The organism is Stenotrophomonas sp. FBCC-B152 (assembly GCF_059134105.1).
In genome coordinates, this window is record NZ_CP101442.1 from 2,289,571 (window position 1) to 2,309,000 (window position 19,430).

The 19,430-nt window shown below is 66.4% G+C and carries 17 protein-coding genes; 9 read left to right on the top strand and 8 right to left on the bottom strand.

Annotation, left to right across the window (positions count from 1 at the left end; genetic code table 11):
• Positions 1–593: 593 nt before the first annotated feature.
• A complete protein-coding gene (locus NMB40_RS10690; RefSeq protein ID WP_282247114.1) occupies positions 594–1,742 on the bottom strand; it encodes an acyl-CoA dehydrogenase family protein in 1,149 nt (382 codons plus the stop codon).
• A gap of 146 nt (positions 1,743–1,888) precedes the next feature.
• Between NMB40_RS10690 and NMB40_RS10695 the strand changes: the two genes are divergently transcribed.
• From NMB40_RS10695 to NMB40_RS10710, 4 genes are all read left to right on the top strand, one after another.
• The gene (locus tag NMB40_RS10695) at positions 1,889–2,818 is read left to right on the top strand and encodes an ArsR/SmtB family transcription factor (RefSeq protein WP_282247112.1); all 930 of its coding nucleotides are present in this window, start codon (positions 1,889–1,891) and stop codon (positions 2,816–2,818) included.
• Positions 2,819–2,830: 12 nt separating this feature from the next.
• Positions 2,831–3,910: a homocysteine S-methyltransferase family protein gene (locus NMB40_RS10700; RefSeq protein ID WP_494358367.1), complete on the top strand. Its 1,080-nt coding sequence runs from the start codon at positions 2,831–2,833 to the stop codon at positions 3,908–3,910.
• Entirely contained in the window at positions 3,907–6,591 is a 2,685-nt protein-coding gene (gene metH, locus NMB40_RS10705; protein ID WP_494358368.1) for a methionine synthase, read from the top strand. Before NMB40_RS10700 ends, metH begins: the two co-directional genes overlap by 4 nt.
• Before the next feature lie 98 nt (positions 6,592–6,689).
• Positions 6,690–7,892, top strand: coding sequence for an MFS transporter (locus tag NMB40_RS10710; protein ID WP_494358369.1), 1,203 nt, complete (start codon positions 6,690–6,692; stop codon positions 7,890–7,892).
• Between the two features lie 411 nt (positions 7,893–8,303).
• Here NMB40_RS10710 and NMB40_RS10715 read toward each other — a convergent pair whose 3' ends face one another.
• From NMB40_RS10715 to NMB40_RS10745, 7 genes are all read right to left on the bottom strand, one after another.
• Positions 8,304–9,341 (bottom strand): IS110 family RNA-guided transposase, encoded by a 1,038-nt coding sequence (locus tag NMB40_RS10715; protein WP_494358370.1) that lies wholly within the window; start codon positions 9,339–9,341, stop codon positions 8,304–8,306.
• A 79-nt stretch (positions 9,342–9,420) separates the two neighbouring features.
• Positions 9,421–11,481: an acyltransferase family protein gene (locus tag NMB40_RS10720; RefSeq protein WP_494358371.1), complete on the bottom strand. Its 2,061-nt coding sequence runs from the start codon at positions 11,479–11,481 to the stop codon at positions 9,421–9,423.
• A gap of 149 nt (positions 11,482–11,630) precedes the next feature.
• Positions 11,631–12,356 (bottom strand): DUF2058 domain-containing protein, encoded by a 726-nt coding sequence (locus tag NMB40_RS10725; protein WP_494358372.1) that lies wholly within the window; start codon positions 12,354–12,356, stop codon positions 11,631–11,633.
• 13 nt (positions 12,357–12,369) lie between these two features.
• On the bottom strand, positions 12,370–12,609 hold the full coding sequence (locus tag NMB40_RS10730) for a SlyX family protein (RefSeq protein ID WP_494358373.1): 240 nt from the start codon (positions 12,607–12,609) through the stop codon (positions 12,370–12,372).
• Positions 12,602–13,951, bottom strand: a complete 1,350-nt coding sequence (locus tag NMB40_RS10735) for a UDP-glucose dehydrogenase family protein (RefSeq protein ID WP_282248037.1) — start codon at positions 13,949–13,951, stop codon at positions 12,602–12,604. The genes NMB40_RS10730 and NMB40_RS10735 overlap by 8 nt, the downstream gene beginning before the upstream one ends.
• Before the next feature lie 24 nt (positions 13,952–13,975).
• Complete coding sequence (locus NMB40_RS10740; RefSeq protein ID WP_494358374.1) at positions 13,976–14,956, bottom strand: FKBP-type peptidyl-prolyl cis-trans isomerase; 981 nt, start codon at positions 14,954–14,956, stop codon at positions 13,976–13,978.
• Between the two features lie 84 nt (positions 14,957–15,040).
• On the bottom strand, positions 15,041–15,649 hold the full coding sequence (locus tag NMB40_RS10745) for a glutathione peroxidase (protein WP_494358375.1): 609 nt from the start codon (positions 15,647–15,649) through the stop codon (positions 15,041–15,043).
• Positions 15,650–15,782: 133 nt separating this feature from the next.
• Between NMB40_RS10745 and NMB40_RS10750 the strand changes: the two genes are divergently transcribed.
• The 5 genes from NMB40_RS10750 to NMB40_RS10770 are packed head-to-tail and all read left to right on the top strand — an operon-like array spanning position 15,783 to position 19,423.
• Positions 15,783–16,244: a hypothetical protein gene (locus tag NMB40_RS10750; RefSeq protein ID WP_494358376.1), complete on the top strand. Its 462-nt coding sequence runs from the start codon at positions 15,783–15,785 to the stop codon at positions 16,242–16,244.
• A gap of 2 nt (positions 16,245–16,246) precedes the next feature.
• Complete coding sequence (locus tag NMB40_RS10755) at positions 16,247–16,609, top strand: GntR family transcriptional regulator (RefSeq protein WP_070209529.1); 363 nt, start codon at positions 16,247–16,249, stop codon at positions 16,607–16,609.
• Positions 16,606–17,481, top strand: a complete 876-nt coding sequence (locus NMB40_RS10760) for an ABC transporter ATP-binding protein (RefSeq protein ID WP_494358377.1) — start codon at positions 16,606–16,608, stop codon at positions 17,479–17,481. Before NMB40_RS10755 ends, NMB40_RS10760 begins: the two co-directional genes overlap by 4 nt.
• Positions 17,478–18,509: a hypothetical protein gene (locus tag NMB40_RS10765; RefSeq protein ID WP_494358378.1), complete on the top strand. Its 1,032-nt coding sequence runs from the start codon at positions 17,478–17,480 to the stop codon at positions 18,507–18,509. The genes NMB40_RS10760 and NMB40_RS10765 overlap by 4 nt, the downstream gene beginning before the upstream one ends.
• 26 nt (positions 18,510–18,535) lie before the next feature.
• Positions 18,536–19,423, top strand: coding sequence for a GIN domain-containing protein (locus NMB40_RS10770; protein WP_494358379.1), 888 nt, complete (start codon positions 18,536–18,538; stop codon positions 19,421–19,423).
• The last annotated feature ends 7 nt before the right edge of the window (positions 19,424–19,430 follow it).

Here is a 19,430-nt window from a genome sequence, read left to right on the forward strand (position 1 = left end):
GCCCGGCTGCTGATGCATTTGTGCGAACAGCGCGTGGCTGAGAGGATCTCTGTCTAGGCGGGTCGGTGCGGGTTTGTGGGGGACGCCGTGAACCCATCCCTGGGGGCTTGGTCGCCGCATCCATGCGGCTCACACCCCCACAAACCCGCCCCGACCCACCTTTTGACAGTGTGTCGTTGCCACGGGAAAAGCGGGTGTGTCGGCGATGCCGGCACCCTGCTTCGATCAGTTCAATGCGTTATCGAACGTGGAAATTTTCACGGCGGTTGTTTGGGAACCAACCCTACCGTTACCTGATGCTGTTCCCCTTGGCCTCCTGCCTACTGTCAAGGGCGGGCCGGGGCGGGTTTGCGGGGGCTTTGCGAAACATGGATGTTTCGCAAGAGCCTACAAGGACGTATTCACGGCGCCCCCCGCAAACCCGCACCGGCTCGCCAATTCCGGCCAACCGATGGCCAATGGCTGTTCGCCCATATGCATGAAGCTACCGGGCGCAGCCCGGTACCCCCGTACACCATGCAATCGCACGCCCCAAAAACAATCGGGGCCCAAAAGGGCCCCGATTGTTTTGCTCTGCGCTGCGAAAATCCGCCTCAGCGCAGGCCGGTTTCGTTGCGGGCGATGACCAGGCGCTGGATTTCCGAGGTGCCTTCGTAGATCTCGGTGATCTTGGCATCACGGAAGTAACGCTCCAGCGGCATTTCCTTGGAGTAGCCCATGCCGCCGTGGATCTGCACGGCCTGGTGGGTGATCCACATCGCCGCTTCCGACGCGGTCAGCTTGGCGATGGCCGCTTCGTTGCTGAAGCGCTTGCCCTGGCCCTTCACCCATGCCGCGCGCAGGGTCAGCAGCAGCGCTGCGTCCAGCTTGCACTTCATGTCGGCGATCTTGGCCTGGGTCATCTGGAACGTGCCGATCGCCGCGCCGAACGCCTTGCGGTCCTTCACGTATTCGATCGTCGCCTCGTAGGCCGCGCGCGCGATGCCGATGGCCTGCGACGCGATGCCGATGCGGCCCGCGTCCAGCACGCCCATGGCGATCTTGAAGCCCTCGCCTTCCTTGCCCACCACGTCTTCAGCCGCCGCCACGTAATCCTGGAACTCGATCTCGCAGGTCGCCGAGGCACGGATGCCCAGCTTCGGCTCGGTCTTGCCGCGGTGGAAGCCGGCCTTGTCCGTGTCGATCATGAACGCGGTGATGCCACGCGCGCCCTGGTCCGGGTCGGTCATCGCGAACAGCACGATGTACTTGGCCACCGGGCCGGAGGTGATCCAGCTCTTCTTGCCGTTGATCACATAGGTGCCGTCGGCCTGCTTGACCGCGCGGCAACGCATCGCCGTGGCGTCCGAACCGGACTGCGGCTCGGTCAGCGCGAACGCGCCGATGGCCTCGCCCTCGGCGATGGCGCGCACGTACTTCTGCTTCTGCGCCTCGCTGCCATGGGTCAGGATGCCGTTGCAGAACAGCGAATTGTTGACCGACATGATGGTCGAATGCGCGGCGTCGCCGGCGGCAACCTCCACCATCGCCAGCACGTAGGCAATCGGGTCCATGCCCGCGCCGCCGTACTCGGCCGGCACTTCGATGCCCATCAGGCCGTTTTCGCCCAGCAGGCGGATGTTGTCCAGCGGGAACTCGCCGGTACGGTCATGGTGCTCGGCGCTCGGCGCGATCTTTTCCTGCGCGATGCGGCGCGCAACGTCCTGCAGCATCAGCTGCTCTTCGGTGAAACTGAAATCCACGAAACCCTCCCAGGAACATGTCGATATGGCCGCGCTGGGCGCGTCCAGGTGCGGCGATTGTACCGGGGGTCGCCCAATCCGGGCTGACTTGACCGCGAAGGGGCCGAAGGACGAAAATATCTCTATATCGCGATAGGTAGATATTTATGGATCTCGAGGACTGGTCGGTCCGGCTGAAAGTGTTCGCCGACGCCACCCGCGTGCGCCTGCTGGCGCTGCTGGAACAGGAAGAACTCACCGTGGCCGAGCTGTCGGCCATCACCACCCTGGCCCAGCCACGGGTGTCGACCCACCTGGCCCGGCTCAAGGAAGCCGGCTTGGTGCGCGACCGGCGCGCGGGCGTGTCGGCGTACTACCGCTTCGACGATGCCGCGCTGGACCCGGCCCAGCGCGCATTGTGGCATGCCCTGAGCACCGGCAGCGACGACCCGCTGCTGCGCCAGGATGCTGAACGCGTGGCCAGCGTGCTGGCCAGCCGCGCCGCCGACCAGAACTGGGCCGACAGCGTGGCCGGCGACATGGAACGCCATTACTCGCCCGGCCGCACCTGGGAAGCGCTGGCGCGCACCGCGCTGCCGCTGCTGGAAACCGGCGACGTGCTGGACATCGCCTCCGGCGATGGCGTGCTGGCTGAACTGGTGGCCCCGCATGCCAAGCGCTACATCTGCATCGACACCAGCGCCCGCGTGGTGGCCGCCGCCAGCGAACGCCTGCGCCGCCTGGCCAACGTGGAAGTGCGCGAGGGCGACATGCACGCCCTGCCCTTCAAGGACCGCAGCTTCGACCTGGTGGTGCTGATGCATGCGCTGACCTACGCCGCCAAGCCCGCCCAGGCCGTGGCCGAGGGCGCGCGCGTGCTGCGCTCCGGTGGCCGCCTGCTGCTGTGCAGCCTGGCCCGCCACGAGCACAAGGCCGCCGTCGAGGCCTATGGCCACGTCAACCTGGGCTTCTCGGACAAGGAACTGCGCAAGTTCGCCGAGAAGGCCGGGCTGGTGGTCTCCAGCCTGGAAACGGTGACCCGCGAAAAGCGGCCCCCGCATTTTGAAGTCATCTCGCTGATTGCCAGCAAGCCCTGAGGTTTCGTTCCGATGTCCCTGCCCTGGCTGCACCCCGATCGTGTCCGCGCCCTCGAAGACGCGCTGGCGCAGCGCATCCTGATCATCGACGGTGCGATGGGCACCATGATCCAGCGGCACGGGCTGGAGGAAGGCGATTACCGCGGTGAACGCTTCGCCGGTGGCTTCGACAGCAGCCACCGGCCCGGCTGCGGGCACGAGGCGGACGGCGCCGCGCCCGAAGGCCACGACCTGAAAGGCAACAACGACCTGCTGCTGCTGACCCGCCCGGAGGTGATCGCGGAGATCCATACCGCCTACCTGCTGGCCGGGGCCGACCTGATCGAAACCAACACCTTCAACGCCACCTCGGTAAGCCAGGCCGATTACCACCTGGAACATCTGGTGTACGAGCTGAACAAGGCCGGCGCTGCCGTGGCCCGCGCCTGCTGTGATGCGGTCGAAGCCACGACCCCGGACAAGCCGCGCTTCGTGATCGGGGTGCTGGGGCCGACCAGCCGCACCGCCTCGATCAGCCCCGACGTCAACGATCCCGGTTTCCGCAACACCAGTTTCGACGCGCTGCGCGAGACCTACCGCGAGGCCATCGACGGCCTGATCGACGGCGGCGCCGACACCCTGATGGTGGAAACCATCTTCGACACACTCAACGCCAAGGCCGCGCTGTTCGCCATCGAAGAAGCCTTCGACGCGCGCGGCGCGCGCCTGCCGATCATGATCTCCGGCACCATCACCGACGCCTCCGGGCGCACCCTGTCGGGCCAGACCGCCGAGGCCTTCTACGCGTCGGTGGCGCACAGCCGGCCGCTGTCGGTGGGGCTGAACTGCGCCCTCGGCGCCAGCGACATGCGCCCGCACGTGGAAACGCTGTCGATCGTGGCCGACTGCCGGGTCAGCGCGCACCCCAACGCCGGCCTGCCCAACGCGTTCGGCGAGTACGACGAGACCCCCGAGGAGATGGCCACCACGCTGCGCGAGTTCGCCAGCGCCGGCCTGCTCAACCTGGTCGGCGGCTGCTGCGGCACCTCGCCGGCACACATCCAGGCCATCGCCGAAGCCGTGGCCGACCTGCCGCCGAGGGCCCCGCGATGAGCGCGGACGTGCACACCCGGCTGTCCGGGCTGGAACCGCTGGTCATCACGCCGGACCTGCTGTTCGTCAATATCGGCGAGCGCACCAACGTCACCGGCAGCGCGCAGTTCCGCAAGCTGGTCAAGGAAGAGCGTTACGAAGAGGCGGTGGAAGTGGCCCGCCAGCAGGTCGCCAGCGGCGCGCAGATCCTCGATGTGAACATGGACGAGGGCCTGATCGATTCCGAGAAGGCGATGACGCGCTACCTCAACCTGATCATGTCCGAGCCGGATATCGCGCGCATCCCGGTGATGGTCGATTCGTCCAAGTGGAGCGTGATCGAGGCCGGGCTGAAATGCCTGCAGGGCAAGAGCGTCGTCAACTCGATCTCGCTCAAGGAAGGCGAAGCGCTGTTCATCGAACACGCACGCAAGGTGCTGCGCTACGGTGCGGCTGCCGTGGTGATGGCGTTCGATGAGCAGGGCCAGGCCGATACCTGCGCGCGCAAGGTGGAAATCTGCACCCGCGCCTACCGGATACTGGTGGACCAGGTCGGCTTCCCGCCGCAGGACATCATCTTCGACCCGAACATCTTCGCCGTCGCCACCGGCATCGAAGAGCACGACAACTACGCGGTGGACTTCATCGAAGCCACCCGCATCATCAAGCGCACACTGCCGCATTGCCATGTGTCCGGTGGCGTGTCCAACGTGTCGTTCTCGTTCCGTGGCAACGAAACGGTGCGCCAGGCCATCCATGCGGTGTTCCTCTACCACGCCATCGCCGCAGGCATGGACATGGGCATCGTCAACGCCGGCGCGATGCCGATCTACGACGACCTGGATGCCGAACTGCGCGAGCGCGTGGAGGATGTGATCCTCAACCGCCGCTCCGATGGCACCGAGCGCCTGCTGGAGATCGCCGAGCGCTATAAAGGCAAGAAGGGCGAGATCAAGGGCGAAGACCTGGCCTGGCGCGAAAAGCCGATCGACGCGCGCCTGGCGCATGCCCTGGTGCACGGCCTGGATGCCTGGGTCGAAGCCGATACCGAGGAAGCGCGGGTCCGTTCCAGCCGACCGCTGGACGTGATCGAAGGGCCGCTGATGGACGGCATGAACGTGGTCGGCGACCTGTTCGGCGCCGGCAAGATGTTCCTGCCGCAGGTGGTGAAATCCGCGCGCGTGATGAAGAAGGCGGTGGCCTACCTGCTGCCCTTCATCGAAGCCGAGAAGGCGCGCAGCGGCGATACCGCCAAGAGCAATGGCAAGATCATCATGGCCACGGTGAAGGGCGATGTGCACGACATCGGCAAGAACATCGTCGGCGTGGTCCTGGCCTGCAACAACTTCGAGGTGATCGACCTCGGCGTGATGGTGCCGGCGCAGAAGATCCTCGATGCGGCCCGCGCGGAGAACGCGGACATCATCGGCCTGTCCGGGTTGATCACCCCGTCGCTGGAAGAAATGAGCCACGTCGCGCGCGAGATGGAACGGCAGGGCTTCACCCTGCCGCTGATGATCGGCGGCGCCACCACCTCGCGCGCGCACACCGCGTTGAAGATCGACCCGCATTACAAGGCGCCCACGGTGTGGGTGAAGGACGCCTCGCGCGCGGTGGGCGTGGCCCAGTCGCTGATCTCCAGCGAACTGCGCGCGGCCTTCGTGGCCGCCAACGAGGCCGACTACGCCGACATCCGCCAGCGCCACCGCAACCGTGGCGATGCCAAGCGCCTGGTGACCCTGGCCAAGGCCCGTGCGCAGCGTTTCGACGGCAACTGGGCGCAGTACCAGCCCCCCACCCCGCGCAAGCCGGGCCTGCACGTGCTGGAGGATTACCCGCTGGCCGACCTGGTCGAGGTGATCGACTGGACCCCGTTCTTCCAGGCGTGGGAGCTGGCCGGCAAGTACCCGGCCATCCTCACCGACGAGATCGTGGGCACCCAGGCCAGCGAGCTGTACCGCGACGCCCGCGCGATGCTCAAGCGCATCGTCGACGAGCGCTGGTTGACCGCCAAGGCGGTGTTCGGGCTGTGGCCGGCCAACAGCGTGGGCGACGATGTGCACCTGACCACCGAGGATGGCCCGGCCGTGCTGCATTTCCTTCGCCAGCAGGTGGACAAGCCGGTGGAGCGCCCGGACTTCTGCCTGGCCGATTTCATCGCGCCGGCCGACAGCGGAAAGCAGGACTGGATCGGTGGCTTCGCGGTGACGGCCGGGATCGGCATCGACCCGCACGTGGCCCGCTTCGAGGCCGACCATGACGACTACAACGCGATCCTGCTCAAGGCCTTGGCCGATCGCCTGGCCGAAGCCCTGGCCGAGCGCCTGCACCAGCACGTGCGCACCGATTACTGGGGCTACCAGCCGGATGAAACGCTGGACAACGAAGCGCTCATCGCCGAGCAGTACAGCGGCATCCGCCCGGCGCCAGGCTACCCTGCCTGCCCCGAGCACAGCGAAAAGGCCACGCTGTTCCGCCTGCTCGATGCGGAGAACAACGCGGACATGCAGCTGACCGAGAGCTTTGCGATGCTGCCGACGGCGGCGGTGTCCGGCTATTACTTCAGCCACCCGCAGAGCCAGTATTTCGTGGTGGGCCGGGTCACCCGCGAGCAGGTCAGCGATTACGCCAAGCGCAAGGGCGTAGAGCGCGCTCAGGTCGAACGCTGGCTGGCCTCCAATCTCGACTACGATCCCGAATGAACCGCACCACCCGACCAACGGTCGGGTGCTACCGTGTCCATCCTGCTAACCCTGCGGTAGGTACCGACCGTTGGTCGGTACGCCCTTCGAGACCTGGCATGACCCCGCTTCTCCGCGACCCTGTCCCGGTCGCCCGCCTCTCCAGCTTCTACCTGTTCTATTACGCGGCGCTCGGCGCATTCACCCCGTACTGGTCGCTGTTCCTGACCGCGCGCGGGATGAGCGTGACCGCCATCAGCGTGATGATGGGTATCTGGTACGCCACCCGCATCGTGGCGCCCACGACGTGGACGTCGATTGCCGCCGCTTCGACTCGCCCGATCCGCTGGCTGCGGGTGGGCAGCGTGCTGACCCTGCTCACCTTCTGCGCGTTCCTGCTGCCGCTGCCGCTGCCTTGGATGTACCCGGCGATGGTGGTGTTCTGCTTCTTCTACAACGCAGTGATGCCGCAATTCGAATCAATCACCCTCACCCACCTGGGCAACGACAGCCACCGCTACGGGCTGATCCGGGTCTGGGGCTCGCTGGGCTTCATCGCGGTGGTGATGGGCTTTGGCTGGCTGATCGAGGGCAGTGGCGGCGCCGGCAACGCGCGCCTGCTGCCGTGGCTGATGCTGCCGCTGTTCGCGTTGCTGGTGGGCTCGGCGTTTGCCAACTACTACGCGCGCGATTTCCATCGCGCCGACGGCGATGCGAGCGGCTTCTGGCAGATCGTGCGCAAACCGCAGGTGCTGGCGTTCTTCCTGGCCGCCTTCATGGAGCAGTTGTCGTTCGGGCCGTACTACACGTTCTTTTCGGTCTACATGGACCACCACGGCTATGCGACCTCCACGCTGGGGCTGCTGTGGACGATCGGCGTGGTCTTCGAGGTCGGCGTGTTCTTCACCATCGGCCGTTTTTTCCGCCGCTATGACGCCAGCTGGATGCTGCTGATCGCCCTGGTCAGCTCGACCCTGCGCTGGACGGCCACCGCGCTGTTTCCGGACCACCTGGGCGTGATGCTGGTGGCACAGACTGCGCATGCGCTGGGGTTTGCCGCGTTCTTCGCGGCGGCCATGCAGATGCTGGCGACCTACTTCCCGGGCCGGCTCAACGGACACGGCCAGGGGCTGCTGTATGGATTCTCGTCAGGCGTCGGCGGCGTGCTCGGCGCGTTGATCGCCGGCCAGCTGTGGAACATCGACCAGGGCCGCACCGCGTTCCTGGCCGGCGCGGGGTTCGCGTTCGCCGGCGCACTGCTGTGCTTCTTCGCGATCAGCCTGCCGCTGTTGCGGAAACCGGGTACGACCAACCGCCGGTAGGGTTGCATCCCGATCAACCGCCGATGGCGGTGATCCCCTCATTGGGGCATGACCTCCAACGAAGGCGCGTTTCCGTTACAGGTCCATGCGTCAATGCATCGATCACCGTCAATGGCAGTCGTTTGGGAACCGACCCTATGTATGGACTCGCCCCCACCCGTCAAGCTGCTTTTTCGAAACCGGGAACCGGCTGCATCTATGTATCAGGCCTTTGATGGCGGGCGCGTACGCCTGCCGGCCAAAATTGGTTGAGCTCGCGATCTGCCGATTACCAGGAGGCCTCGAGGGCCGGTAGGGTCGTAGGCATCATGTCGCGACGGTCTGACCTGTCTCCCATGTTTTCAAAGCAGCGGGGTGGGTGCTGGGCACCCGGTGGCGGAAACGGTTTTTGGTCTGTTCTGCTCGTCCTTTTTATTGGCGGCGATACTCGCTCTGGGTGGTCATCACTACCCATGCGATGCGCAGATTTCGGTTGGCCAGGCGGATGGCCGCGCCCTTTTTGCCGTGCTGACGGCACCAGCGTTGCAATCGTTTGTCATCGGTCTCGGTCGCATCGGCCTTGACGTGGTGTAGGACCGACTGGGCCCCGGTTACTGCCAAACTTCGGATGTAGGCGTCACCCCGCCGGGTCATTCGACCCAGACGCACCCTGCTGCCGCTGCTGTGCTGGTCCGGCACCAGCCCAAAGTAGGCCGCAAACTGACGGGCATTGGGAAATCGCTCCGGCTGGCTCTGCTTGGCGATCAGGGCCGTGACCATGATCGGACCAAACCCGCGGATGGTCATCAACCGGCGCGCCAGTTCATCGCTTTTGGCAGTCTGTTCCAGCTGCTTGTCGATCCGCTCGCGGCGCTGCGCCAGATGCCCCCACTCAGCCCACAGATCTGCAATCAGTTCGCGCAGCATCGGCGGGATCGGATAGCTGGTGTCGGTCTGGATGCGGCCCACCCAAAGCGACAGCGCTGCGTTGGACTTGGACACAGCAATGCCATGTTCCATCAGCAGGCCACGCAGCTGATTGCTGATGAACGTCTGCCGCCGTATGTAACCGGTGCGGATCCGGTGCTGGGCCTGCATTCCGAGCGCCTCGATCGATTTGACAGGAACGTCATGGAGCATCTCGTCACGACCGGCACGCAGAATGGCCAGGCAATCATTGCGATCATTCTTGGCGCCGCTGCGGTGCTCGGCCACCCGCTGCGCCGGCAGAATCCGCACCTTGGCCCCGACACCCTGAATCAGCCGGGCCCATGCCTGGGCGCCCGGACCGGTCTCCAGCAGCACCTCGACCTTTGGATCCAGGCCCTCCAGCAGTTTGGTAAACGCGGCACGGGATTTCACTCGTTCCTCGTACACAACCCGGCCGCTGGCGTCCTCACCAGCCACCTGGAAAACCTGCTTGGCAAGATCCACCGCCAAGCGCACATAAGTCGGCGTAAGCTTGTTCATGGGCTCGTCCCTCGCTGTCGTTGGCCATAGCGTGCCACCGTGGCGCCCAGACGCCTCGGCGAGGGGCGAGTCCATCCAATTACCGCGCCTGCAGATGTTGGCGGAACGCAGGCAGCAGCACCCTGTTTCCATAGCCGCTCAGGTGGTCGGCGTCGAAATACAGCGGCCTGCCGTCTGCATCGGGTTGGCATACTTCGCCCGGGCACAAGATCGGCAACGGATCCCACACGCTTGCACCCGGCAGCGCGGCGGCGACCTGGCGCAGGCTGTCCAGCACCGGCGCGCGCATCGCTTCCACCTGCGCGCGCGGAATCTGCATGCCGTTGACGCAGATCGGGTTGTGGCGGTTGAACGCGTCCGAGCAGCGGTACGGCGGTGCGGGCAGCACCGGCTTGGGCGCTTCCAGCACGATCCGCACGCCGCGTTCGGCCAACGGGCGCAGCTGTTCGATCGAGGCGATCACCTCGGCCGCCCGCCCTTCCACCGCCGCCCGGCTGGCCAGATCGGCGGTGACCTGGGCCGCATCGAACAGCTGGTACTGCTCGGCCAGGCGCGGAATGCGCAGCCCGGGCAGGAACAGCACATCACCGGCACGCGCGGTGGCCTGGATATCCTCCAGCACGTTGCGGGTGTAGACCTCGCAGCCCGGGTTCGGCCCCCGCCAGGCCTGCATGCCGACCAGCGCGCAGCCGCCGCTGCCATACAGGCGCACCTGCCCGCCGTCCTGCACCACCTTGCGGCGCAGCAGCTCGTTGTAGACCAGCGCGTGCGAATCACCGGCCACGAACAGCACGCCCGCCGCACCGCTGCCGCCCTTGCACTCGCCCCGCTGCAGCAGCCGCGCCTGTCCCCCGGCGACCGGAATGCTGGACTCGACCACGCGGCAATCGGGCACTTCCTTCTTCAGCCCCTTCGCATACGGGTACCAGTCGAGCGGATGCCGGCTGACCGTACTGAACGAAATGTGCCGTTGCTGCTTGACCAGCACCGACTGCAGGCCGGCGCCCAGCACCAGTACGGCCAACCCCAGCAGTACCCAGCGCCCGTTGGTCCGCGGGCCGCGCGCGCCATGCCGCAGCGGCTGCTCCACCCAGCGCCAGGACAGCCACGCCAGCGCGAACACCAGCGCCACCGCGCACGCCCCGGCCAGCACGGTTTCCAGCCCCACCGTCCAGCGGAACAGCACGAACACCGGCCAATGCCACAGGTACAGCGAGTAGGAGAGCTTGCCGACCCACACCATCGGCGGGCTGGCCAGCGCGCGCCCGGTCCAGCCCTGCGGATGTCGCTGCAGCAGCCCCAGCAGCGCCAGCGTGGACAGCACCGGCCACAGCCCGTCCGGCCACGGCGAGTGGCCCGGTCGCGCCGCCCACAACCCGTAGCCCAACGCCGCCACCGCCAGCAGCAGCACCGGCGAGCGCCACGACACCCCGCGCGCCAGCGGGGCCGTATCGAAGCGACCGGCCAGCGTCATCGCCTGGTACAGCAGCACGCCGGCACCGAGCTGCCAGAAGCGCGTGGTGGTGAGGTAGAACGCCTGGATCTCCTGCCCGCCCTGCCCGGCCAGCCGCAGCGCGTAGGCCAGCGAAGCGACGGTGGCTGCCGCGAACAGCCCCAGCGACAACGCGCGCCCGCGCCCGCCCCGCGACCATGCCAGGAACAGCAGCGGGAACAGCAGGTAGAACTGCTCCTCCACGCCCAGCGACCAGGTGTGGGTGTATGGATTGAATTCGGTGCGCGGCGAGAAGTAGTCGTTGCCGGTGGCGGCCAGCACCCAGTTGCTGAGCCCGAAGAACGCGCGGCGGCCGGTCTTGTCGCTGGTTTCGCTGAGCCAGGATTCGGGAATGAACAGCGCACTGAACAGCGCGGTGACCAGCAGGCACACCACCAGCGCCGGCACGATCCGGCGGATGCGGCGCGCGTAGAAACGCAGCAGGCCCTGCCAGCCGCCGAGCGCCGGCAGGCGATCGACCGAGGCGCTGACCACGAAGCCGGAGATCACGAAAAACACATCCACGCCGGTGAAGCCACCGGGCAGCCAGCTCGCCTTGAGGTGGTACAGGATGACCGACAACACGGCGACCGCACGCAGGCCGTCGATGTGCGGGACGTAGGTTTGTCGCAATTGGCCTTCCTGCATGCACGCTCCCTTGCCCGCACGACCAACGGTCGTGCGCTACCGCGTTGGTTCATTCCCCGGCACGTTGGTTCATTGCCCGGCGCGTTGGTTCATTGCCCGGCGCGTTGGTTCTTTGCCCGGTAGGTATCGACCGTTGGTCGATACCCGCTTTACCAGACCAGGTCGTCAGGCACCTGGTAGGCCGGATCGGCGTACGGGTCGTCTTCGGCCGGTGCGTTGGGGTCCACGCGCAGCGCCACGGCCGGGGCGAAGATCGCTTCAGCCTCGTCCAGCACCGCCGCCGTCACCAGCAGGTAACGGCCGGTGCTCTGCAGCACGCCCAGTTCGCCGGCGTTGAGCTGGCGCAGCTGGTCGGCGGTGACGTAGATGCGCTTGATCTTGCCGCCGTACGGGAAGTGCCGCGCGATGTCGGCCGCTTCATCGTTAAGCGCCTTGTCCTTGAGCAGCTCGTCGAGCTTGACCTTGGCCTCGCGGCGCACGCGCGCCTCTTCCTGCTTCAGGCGCTCGGCTTCGATGCGGTCGTCTTTTTCCTTCTGCGCGCGGATCGCGTAGGCCTTGGCCAGGTCGATGTCCTCGCGCGAACGCGGCTTGCCCTGGCCGGGTGTCTGGCCCTGGCCGGGGCGTGCGCTGCCGCCGGGGCGCTGACCGCCAGCGGGGCGTCCCTTGCCCTGGGGGCCACGGCGGGCATCGCCCTCGCGCGGCGGGCGCTGGCCATCGCGCGGCCCACGTGCGCCCTCGCCGGCCTTGGCCTGCGGTCGGGCACCCTGCGGCGCGTTGGAGGGCCGGCCATCGCGGCGGGCATCGGGCTTGCGTTCGGGCTTGGGCGCGGCTTTGAAGCCAAGGCCCAGCAGCTGGTCGCGGAGGGTATCGCTCATGACGTTGGGTCGATCAGTAGTGCGGGGGCGGCGGTTCTTCGCCCGAATCGGAATACAGCGCGTTGCGGACCTTGCCCAGGTCCTCCAGCAGCAGGCGGGTCAGGTCCGCGTTGCGGCTGCCCTCGATGCGGGCATCGGCCAGGGCTTCGCTCAGCTCGGCCAATGCCTGTTCCTGGAAGGACACACGCATTTCAAGTTCGACCAGGCGCGCTTCCAGCGCCTGCTCACGCGCGGTGGGGTTTGGATCATGCATGCAGCGAACGTCCCCGGCCAATGCCGTAGTAGGCCAGGCCCGCAGCTTCGATCTCCTGCGGGTCGTACAGGTTGCGGCCGTCGAACACGACGGCATCTTTCAGCGTTTCACGCAGGTGGGCGAAATCCGGGCTGCGGAACTGCTTCCATTCGGTGACCACCACCAGCGCATCGGCGCCGTCCAGCGCCGCATTGGCGCTGTCGCAGAACACCAGGTCGTCGCGCTCGCCGAAAATGCGGCGGGCCTCGTCGGTGGCTTCCGGGTCGTACGCGCGGACGGTGGCACCGCCCTCCCACAGCTGCGCCAGCAGGCGGCGGCTGGAGGCTTCGCGCATGTCATCGGTATTCGGCTTGAAGGCCAGGCCCCACACCGCGAAGGTGCGGCCGCGCACGCCCTCATCCTCGCCACGGTCGTAGTGGCGCTGGATCAGCTGGAACAGGTGCCCCTTCTGCGCATCGTTGACCGCTTCCACCGCATTGAGCAGCTTGGGCTCATGCCCGTACTGCTGCGCGGTGCGGGCCAGCGCCTGCACGTCCTTGGGGAAACACGAGCCGCCGTAACCGGCGCCCGGGTAGATGAAGTGCCAGCCGATGCGCGGGTCCGAGCCGATGCCCTGGCGGACCTGTTCGACATCGGCACCGACCTTTTCGGCGATGTTGGCGATCTCGTTCATGAACGAGATCTTGGTCGCCAGCATGGCGTTGGCGGCGTACTTGGTCAGCTCTGCCGAGCGCACGTCCATTTCCACCACGCGGTCGTGGTTGCGGTTGAACGGCGCGTACAGGCGACGCATCAGCGCCACCGACTCGGCGTTGGCCGCACCGATCACGATGCGGTCCGGCCGCATGCAGTCGGCCACCGCGTCGCCTTCCTTCAGGAATTCGGGGTTGGAGACCACGTCGAAGGCGATCTCCTCGCCGCGCTCGGCCAGCGCCTCGGCGATGGCGGCACGGACTTTGTCGGCCGTGCCTACCGGCACGGTCGACTTGTTCACCACCACGGTCGGCACACGCATGTGCCGGCCGATGGTGCGGGCCACGGCCAGCACGTACTGCAGGTCGGCACTGCCGTCCTCGTCCGGTGGGGTGCCCACGGCAATGAAGATCACCTGGCCATGCGCGATCGCAGACTCGGCGTCGGTGGTGAAGGCCAGCCGCGAGGCGGCATGGTTGGCCTTGACCATCGGCTCCAGGCCCGGCTCATAGATCGGGATGACGCCGTTATTGAGGCCATCCACCTTGGCCTGGTCGATATCGACGCAGACCACCTGGTGGCCGACATCGGCCAGGCAGGTACCCGTGACCAGACCGACGTAGCCGGTACCGAAGATTGAGACGCGCATGTCCGTGATGACTCCAGTTCCGTTTTACGGAGCAATGCCCAGCAGTTCGACGTCGAAGCTCAGCGTCGCGTTCGGACCGATCGGGCCACCTGGGGTGCCCTGCTCGCCGTAGGCCAGCTCGCCCGGGATCCAGAAGCGGTACTTGGCACCGACCGGCATCAGCTGAACGCCTTCCGACCAGCCCTTGACCACCTGGTCCAGGCCGAATTCGATCGGCTGGCCGCGCTGGTAGCTGCTGTCGAAGACGGTGCCGTCGAGCAGCTTGCCTTCGTAGTTCACCCTGACCTTGCTGTTTGCGAACGGGCGTTCGCCGGTGCCCGGGCGGATGACCTGGTACTGCAGGCCCGACGCGGTGGTGACCACGCCCGGCTGGGTCTTGTTCTTGGCCAGGAAGTCATTGCCGGCGCGGCGGTTGGTCTCACCCTGGGCAGCGGCCTTGGCCTGCATTTCAGCCTGCTGGGCGGCCATGAAGCCTTCCATCGTGGCCTGGGCCTGCTCGGCGGTCATCTTCGGGGTGCCCTTGGCGAACGCGGTCTGCACGGCGTCGAACAGCGCGTCCAGGTCCACCGCGTCCTTCAGCGGTGCCAGCGACGGGCCCACGGCGTAGCTGCCCAGCATCAGGCCGACCTGTTCACGGTCCACCTTCGGCGGCGCGGTGCCCGGAGCCATGCCCGGAATCGGCTGGCCGGCCTTGACGGCCATCGCCATGCGCAGCGCCTGGTCGGTCTTCTGCGCCTGTTCCTGGGTGATCAGCGGCTGCTTGCCTTCGAAGGCATTGGTCACTGCGCGACGCAGGGCGACGATGTCGATCTGGTCGGCGATGGGCTCGAAGGACTTGGCCACGTCCATACCAATGGCGTAGCCGACTTTTTCACGCTGGGAGGTCAAAGCAGAAGTCTCCTTGGCGGCCGCGCCTGCGGCCGGTTGTTGCGACATCACGGTACCGGTGGCACCCATCGCCAGAATCAGAACCGACGCCGCGGCGCCGCGCATTCCCATCTTCATTTGCTGCTTTCCTGGAAGTGACTGGACGCCGACGTCGGCGCGAAAGCGATCATTGTCGCACGCACGTGCGAGATGTCGAGGACGTCAGCGCTTGGCGGGCGCGACGGACAGCTCACGTTCGATTGCCGCCACCAGCGCCGGATCATCGGGCTTGATCTTGCTGGGAAACTGCGCGACCACCCGGCCATCGCGCGACAGCAGGTATTTATGGAAATTCCAGCCCGGTGCCACACCGGTGGCGGCGGCCAGGCGCTGGTACAGCGGCGTGGCTTCCGCGCCGGTGACCTGCACCTTCTGGAACATCGGGAACTTCACGCCATAAGTAAGCGTGCAGAATTCCTGGATCTGGGCCTCGCTGCCCGGCTCCTGGCCCTTGAAGTCATTGGACGGGAAGCCCAGCACCGAGAAGCCGCGCGCGGCGTACTTCGTCTGCAGCCCTTCCAGCGCCTCGTACTGCGGGGTGAAACCACACTTGCTGGCGGTATTGACCACCAGCAGCACCTTGCCGCCGTACTGCTTTTCCAGGTTGACCTCGGTCTTGCCGGCCAGCGGGCGGTAGTTGAGGTCGAGCAGATCTGCGGCGTGGGCGGTACCGACGCCCAGCAACCCGACCAGCAGCAGCCCACTGCCCCAGCGGCGGGCGCGTGCCCGGGTAGCGTTGAACGGGGACGGGACAAGCTGGGACTGGGGCATCGGAAACTCCGGGGAAGGTGCTGGAATCCCTGTTCAACAGGGGCAGGCGGACTATATCACCGGGGGTTTTTGGCAGGCGTCGAACGCGTACCGACCAACGGTCGGTACCTACCGTAAGGTGATTTTATGGCGCATGACGCACGCGGCCGTCACGGCGCTGAATACTTACGGACCGGATACGCCGCACTGCAATACTATTAATCCCTTTAATATCAACGCGTTGACTCGCGCATTCAGTTCCTGTCATGCCCCTGCCATCAGTTGGGTCATGTCGGGTATTGCACTTGGCTGTGCCGGTGTTATAGTTGCATACAACACCAGTCACCTGATGCAGGGGAAGCCCATGAACCGCATGCGCCACCACTCCGCCAAAGCCCTTACAGCCGCGTCCGCGCTGCTGTTGCTGGGCTGGTTCAGCATCCCCGCCGGTGACCGTGGCGGCGAGACCGCCACCGGTGCGTTTGAAAGCCCGCAGGACGCAGGCGTCATCCAGGCAGGGAACGCCGACGGCGCCCCCACGCCTCCCCGCCGGCTGCACAGCTCCCTGTCCATGCCTTACTTCTCATTCGCACAGTCGCTGAACCCACGGAGCTGACCATGAGCGATATCCAATGGAGCGATGGTGCTCCGATCTACCGTCAGCTGAAAGAACGCGTGATTGCCATGATGCTGGACAGCATCATCAAGCCCGGCGACGCGCTGCCTTCGGTTCGACAGGTGGCCGCCGAGTACCAGCTCAATCCCATCACCGTTTCGCGCGCCTACCAGGAACTGGCCGATGAAGGCCTGGTCGAAAAGCGCCGCGGCCTGGGCATGTTCATGACCGAAGAAGCGGCCACGCAGCTGCGCAGCAGCGAGCGCGACCGGTTCCTCAATGAAGAATGGCCGCTGGTCCTGGAGCGCATCCAGCGCCTGGGCCTGCACCTCGACGAATTGCTGCCCCAGGGGAAATCCTCATGAATGCCGTTGCTAGTGATGTCGTCATTTCCGCTCGTGGCCTGCGCAAGGCCTACAAGTCCACGCTCGCGCTGGACAACACCAGCTTCACCATCGCCCCGGGCCGTATCACCGGCCTGATCGGCCCCAACGGCGCGGGCAAGACCACCCTGCTCAAAGCGCTGCTGGGCCTTACCCAGGTCGAGGGCGAGCTGAGCGTGCTGGGCCTGGACCCGACCGTGCAGCGCAACGCGCTGATGAATGATGTGTGCTTCATCGCCGACGTGGCGGTGCTGCCGCGCTGGATGAAGGTGCGCGAGGCGATCGATTTCGTGGCCGGGGTCCACCCGCGCTTCGACCGTGCCCGCTGCGAACGCTTCCTGGCCTCCACCAAGCTGCAGCCGCGCCAGCGCGTGCGTGAACTGTCCAAGGGCATGATCGTGCAGCTGCACCTGGCCCTGGTGATGGCCATCGACGCCAAGGTGCTGGTGCTGGACGAGCCCACCCTGGGCCTGGACATCCTGTACCGCAAGGAGTTCTACCAGCGTCTGCTGGAAGACTATTTCGACGAGCAGAAGACGATCATCGTGACCACCCACCAGGTGGAAGAGATCGAACACATCCTCACCGACGTGATGTTCATCCGCGACGGCCGCATCGTGCTCACCACCGACATGGAAGACGTCGGCGAGCGCTACACCGAAGTGCTGGTGTCGGCCGAAACGCTGGAAGCGGCGCGTGCGCTGAGGCCGATCGACGAGCGCAGCCTGCCGTTCGGCAAGACCGTGCTGCTGTTCGACGGGGTGCCGCGCGCCCAGCTCACGCCGCTTGGCGAAATCCGCAGCCCGGGGCTGGCGGATCTGTTCGTGGCCATCATGAAGGGAACCTACGCATGAACACCGTCCACTTCCACCCCATCAGCAAGGCCAGCACCTTCAAGTGGCTGCTCAAGCGCGAGTACTGGGAAAACCGCGGCGGTTTCCTGTGGGCGCCGCTTATCGCCGGCGGCATTTCGCTGGTGATGAGCCTGATCGGCATCCTGCTCGGCCTGTGGGGCCTGCGCCGGGCCGCACAGGGCGGCGACCTGCACATCGACAACACCAACATCAGCATCAACGGGCTGGACCTGAAGCTGCTCACCGCCAACATGGATGCCAAGGGCATGGCCGACCTGGGCAATGCGCTGGATGCGACCCTGGTGCTGAGCTCGCTGTGGCCGTTCGTGGTACTGGCCTTCGTGGTGTTCTTCTACTGCCTGGGCGCGCTGTACGACGACCGCCGCGACCGCAGCATCCTGTTCTGGAAGTCGCTGCCGCTGTCGGACACCCAGACCGTGCTGTCCAAGGCGCTGAGCGCGCTGCTGGTGGCCCCGGTCATCGCGGTGATCGCCTCGGTGCTGACCATGTTCGGCTTCATGGCGATCCTGTCGGTCATCGTGATGACCCATGGCGGCAACCCGCTGACCCTGATCTGGGGCCCGGCCAGCCCGCTGGCCTTCGTCGCCAGCCACCTGTCCTGGCTGCCGGTGTACCTGCTGTGGGCACTGCCGACCGTGGGCTGGCTGCTGATGTGGTCGGCCTGGGCCAAGTCCAAGCCGTTCCTGTGGGCGGTGATGCTGCCGCTGTTTGCCGGGATCATCGTCAGCACCACGCGGGTGATGGAGCTGTTCAACATGACCAGCGGCTGGTTCTGGCAGCACATCGTCGGCCGCCTGCTGCTGGGCACGCTGCCGGGCAGCGACCTGTTCTACCGTACCGACCAGCTGCAATCGGTGATGCGCGACAGCGACAACGTCGCCACGGCGTTGTCGCCCGCCAGCCAGCTGGCCGCGCTGGCCCTGCCCGAACTGTGGATCGGCGCGGCTGCCGGTGCCGTGTTCATCTTCATCGCCATCCGCCTGCGCCGCCGCGCCGGCGAAATCTGACCCTGCTGCCGTCGAGGAATCCACCCATGATCCGCAAGCTAGCCGTTGCTTCCCTGCTGTTGCTGCCGCTGACCGCACTGGCCGATGAGCCGCAGTGCAAGTTCAACGCCCCGCGTGATCTGAAGCTCGACGTGGCCGGGGCCAAGGCGATCGTGTTCGAGGTCAACCAGCATGACCTGGTGCTGCAGGGCGGCCCGGGTGCTGCCCAGCTGGGTGGCCGCGCCTGCGCCTCCAATGCGGACTGGCTGCCGCAGCTGACCGTCACCCAGCAGAAGGTCGGCGACAAACTGGTGGTGAAGCTGCAGCGCGAGAACCAGGGCCTGAGCTGGAACATGAGCGGCAACAGCTACGCCTACCTGGACCTGCGCGGCACCCTCCCGGACAACGTGCTGGTGCAGATGAAGGTCGGTTCGGGCGATGCCAGCGTGACCGGCGCGCATTCGCTCAGTGCCGACGTCGGCTCGGGCGACATCAAGCTGCGCGACATCAAGGGCCTGGTGACGGCGGCGATCGGTTCGGGCGATGTCGAGCTCGACGGCGCCGGTGCGCTCAACCTGCTGTCGGTGGGTTCGGGCGATTTCAACGCCCGCAACCTGCGCGGCAATGTCACGGTGGGCACGATCGGCTCGGGCGACCTGACCCTGGATGGCGTCGGCGGCAACGTCGACATCAAGACGGTCGGTTCGGGTGACGTGGACCTGCGCGGGGTCAAGGGCAACGCCACCCTGGGCAACATCGGCTCGGGCGATTTCGAAGCCCGCGGCGTTGGCGGCAGCGTCAAGGTCGAGCGCCATGGCTCGGGCGATGTGACGGTCCGCGATGTCGGCGGCGACCTGACGGTGGCCAACAGCGGCAGCGGCGACATCACGCACAACAGCGTTCGCGGCAAGGTGCAGCTGCCGCGCGGCAAGTAACCGGAGA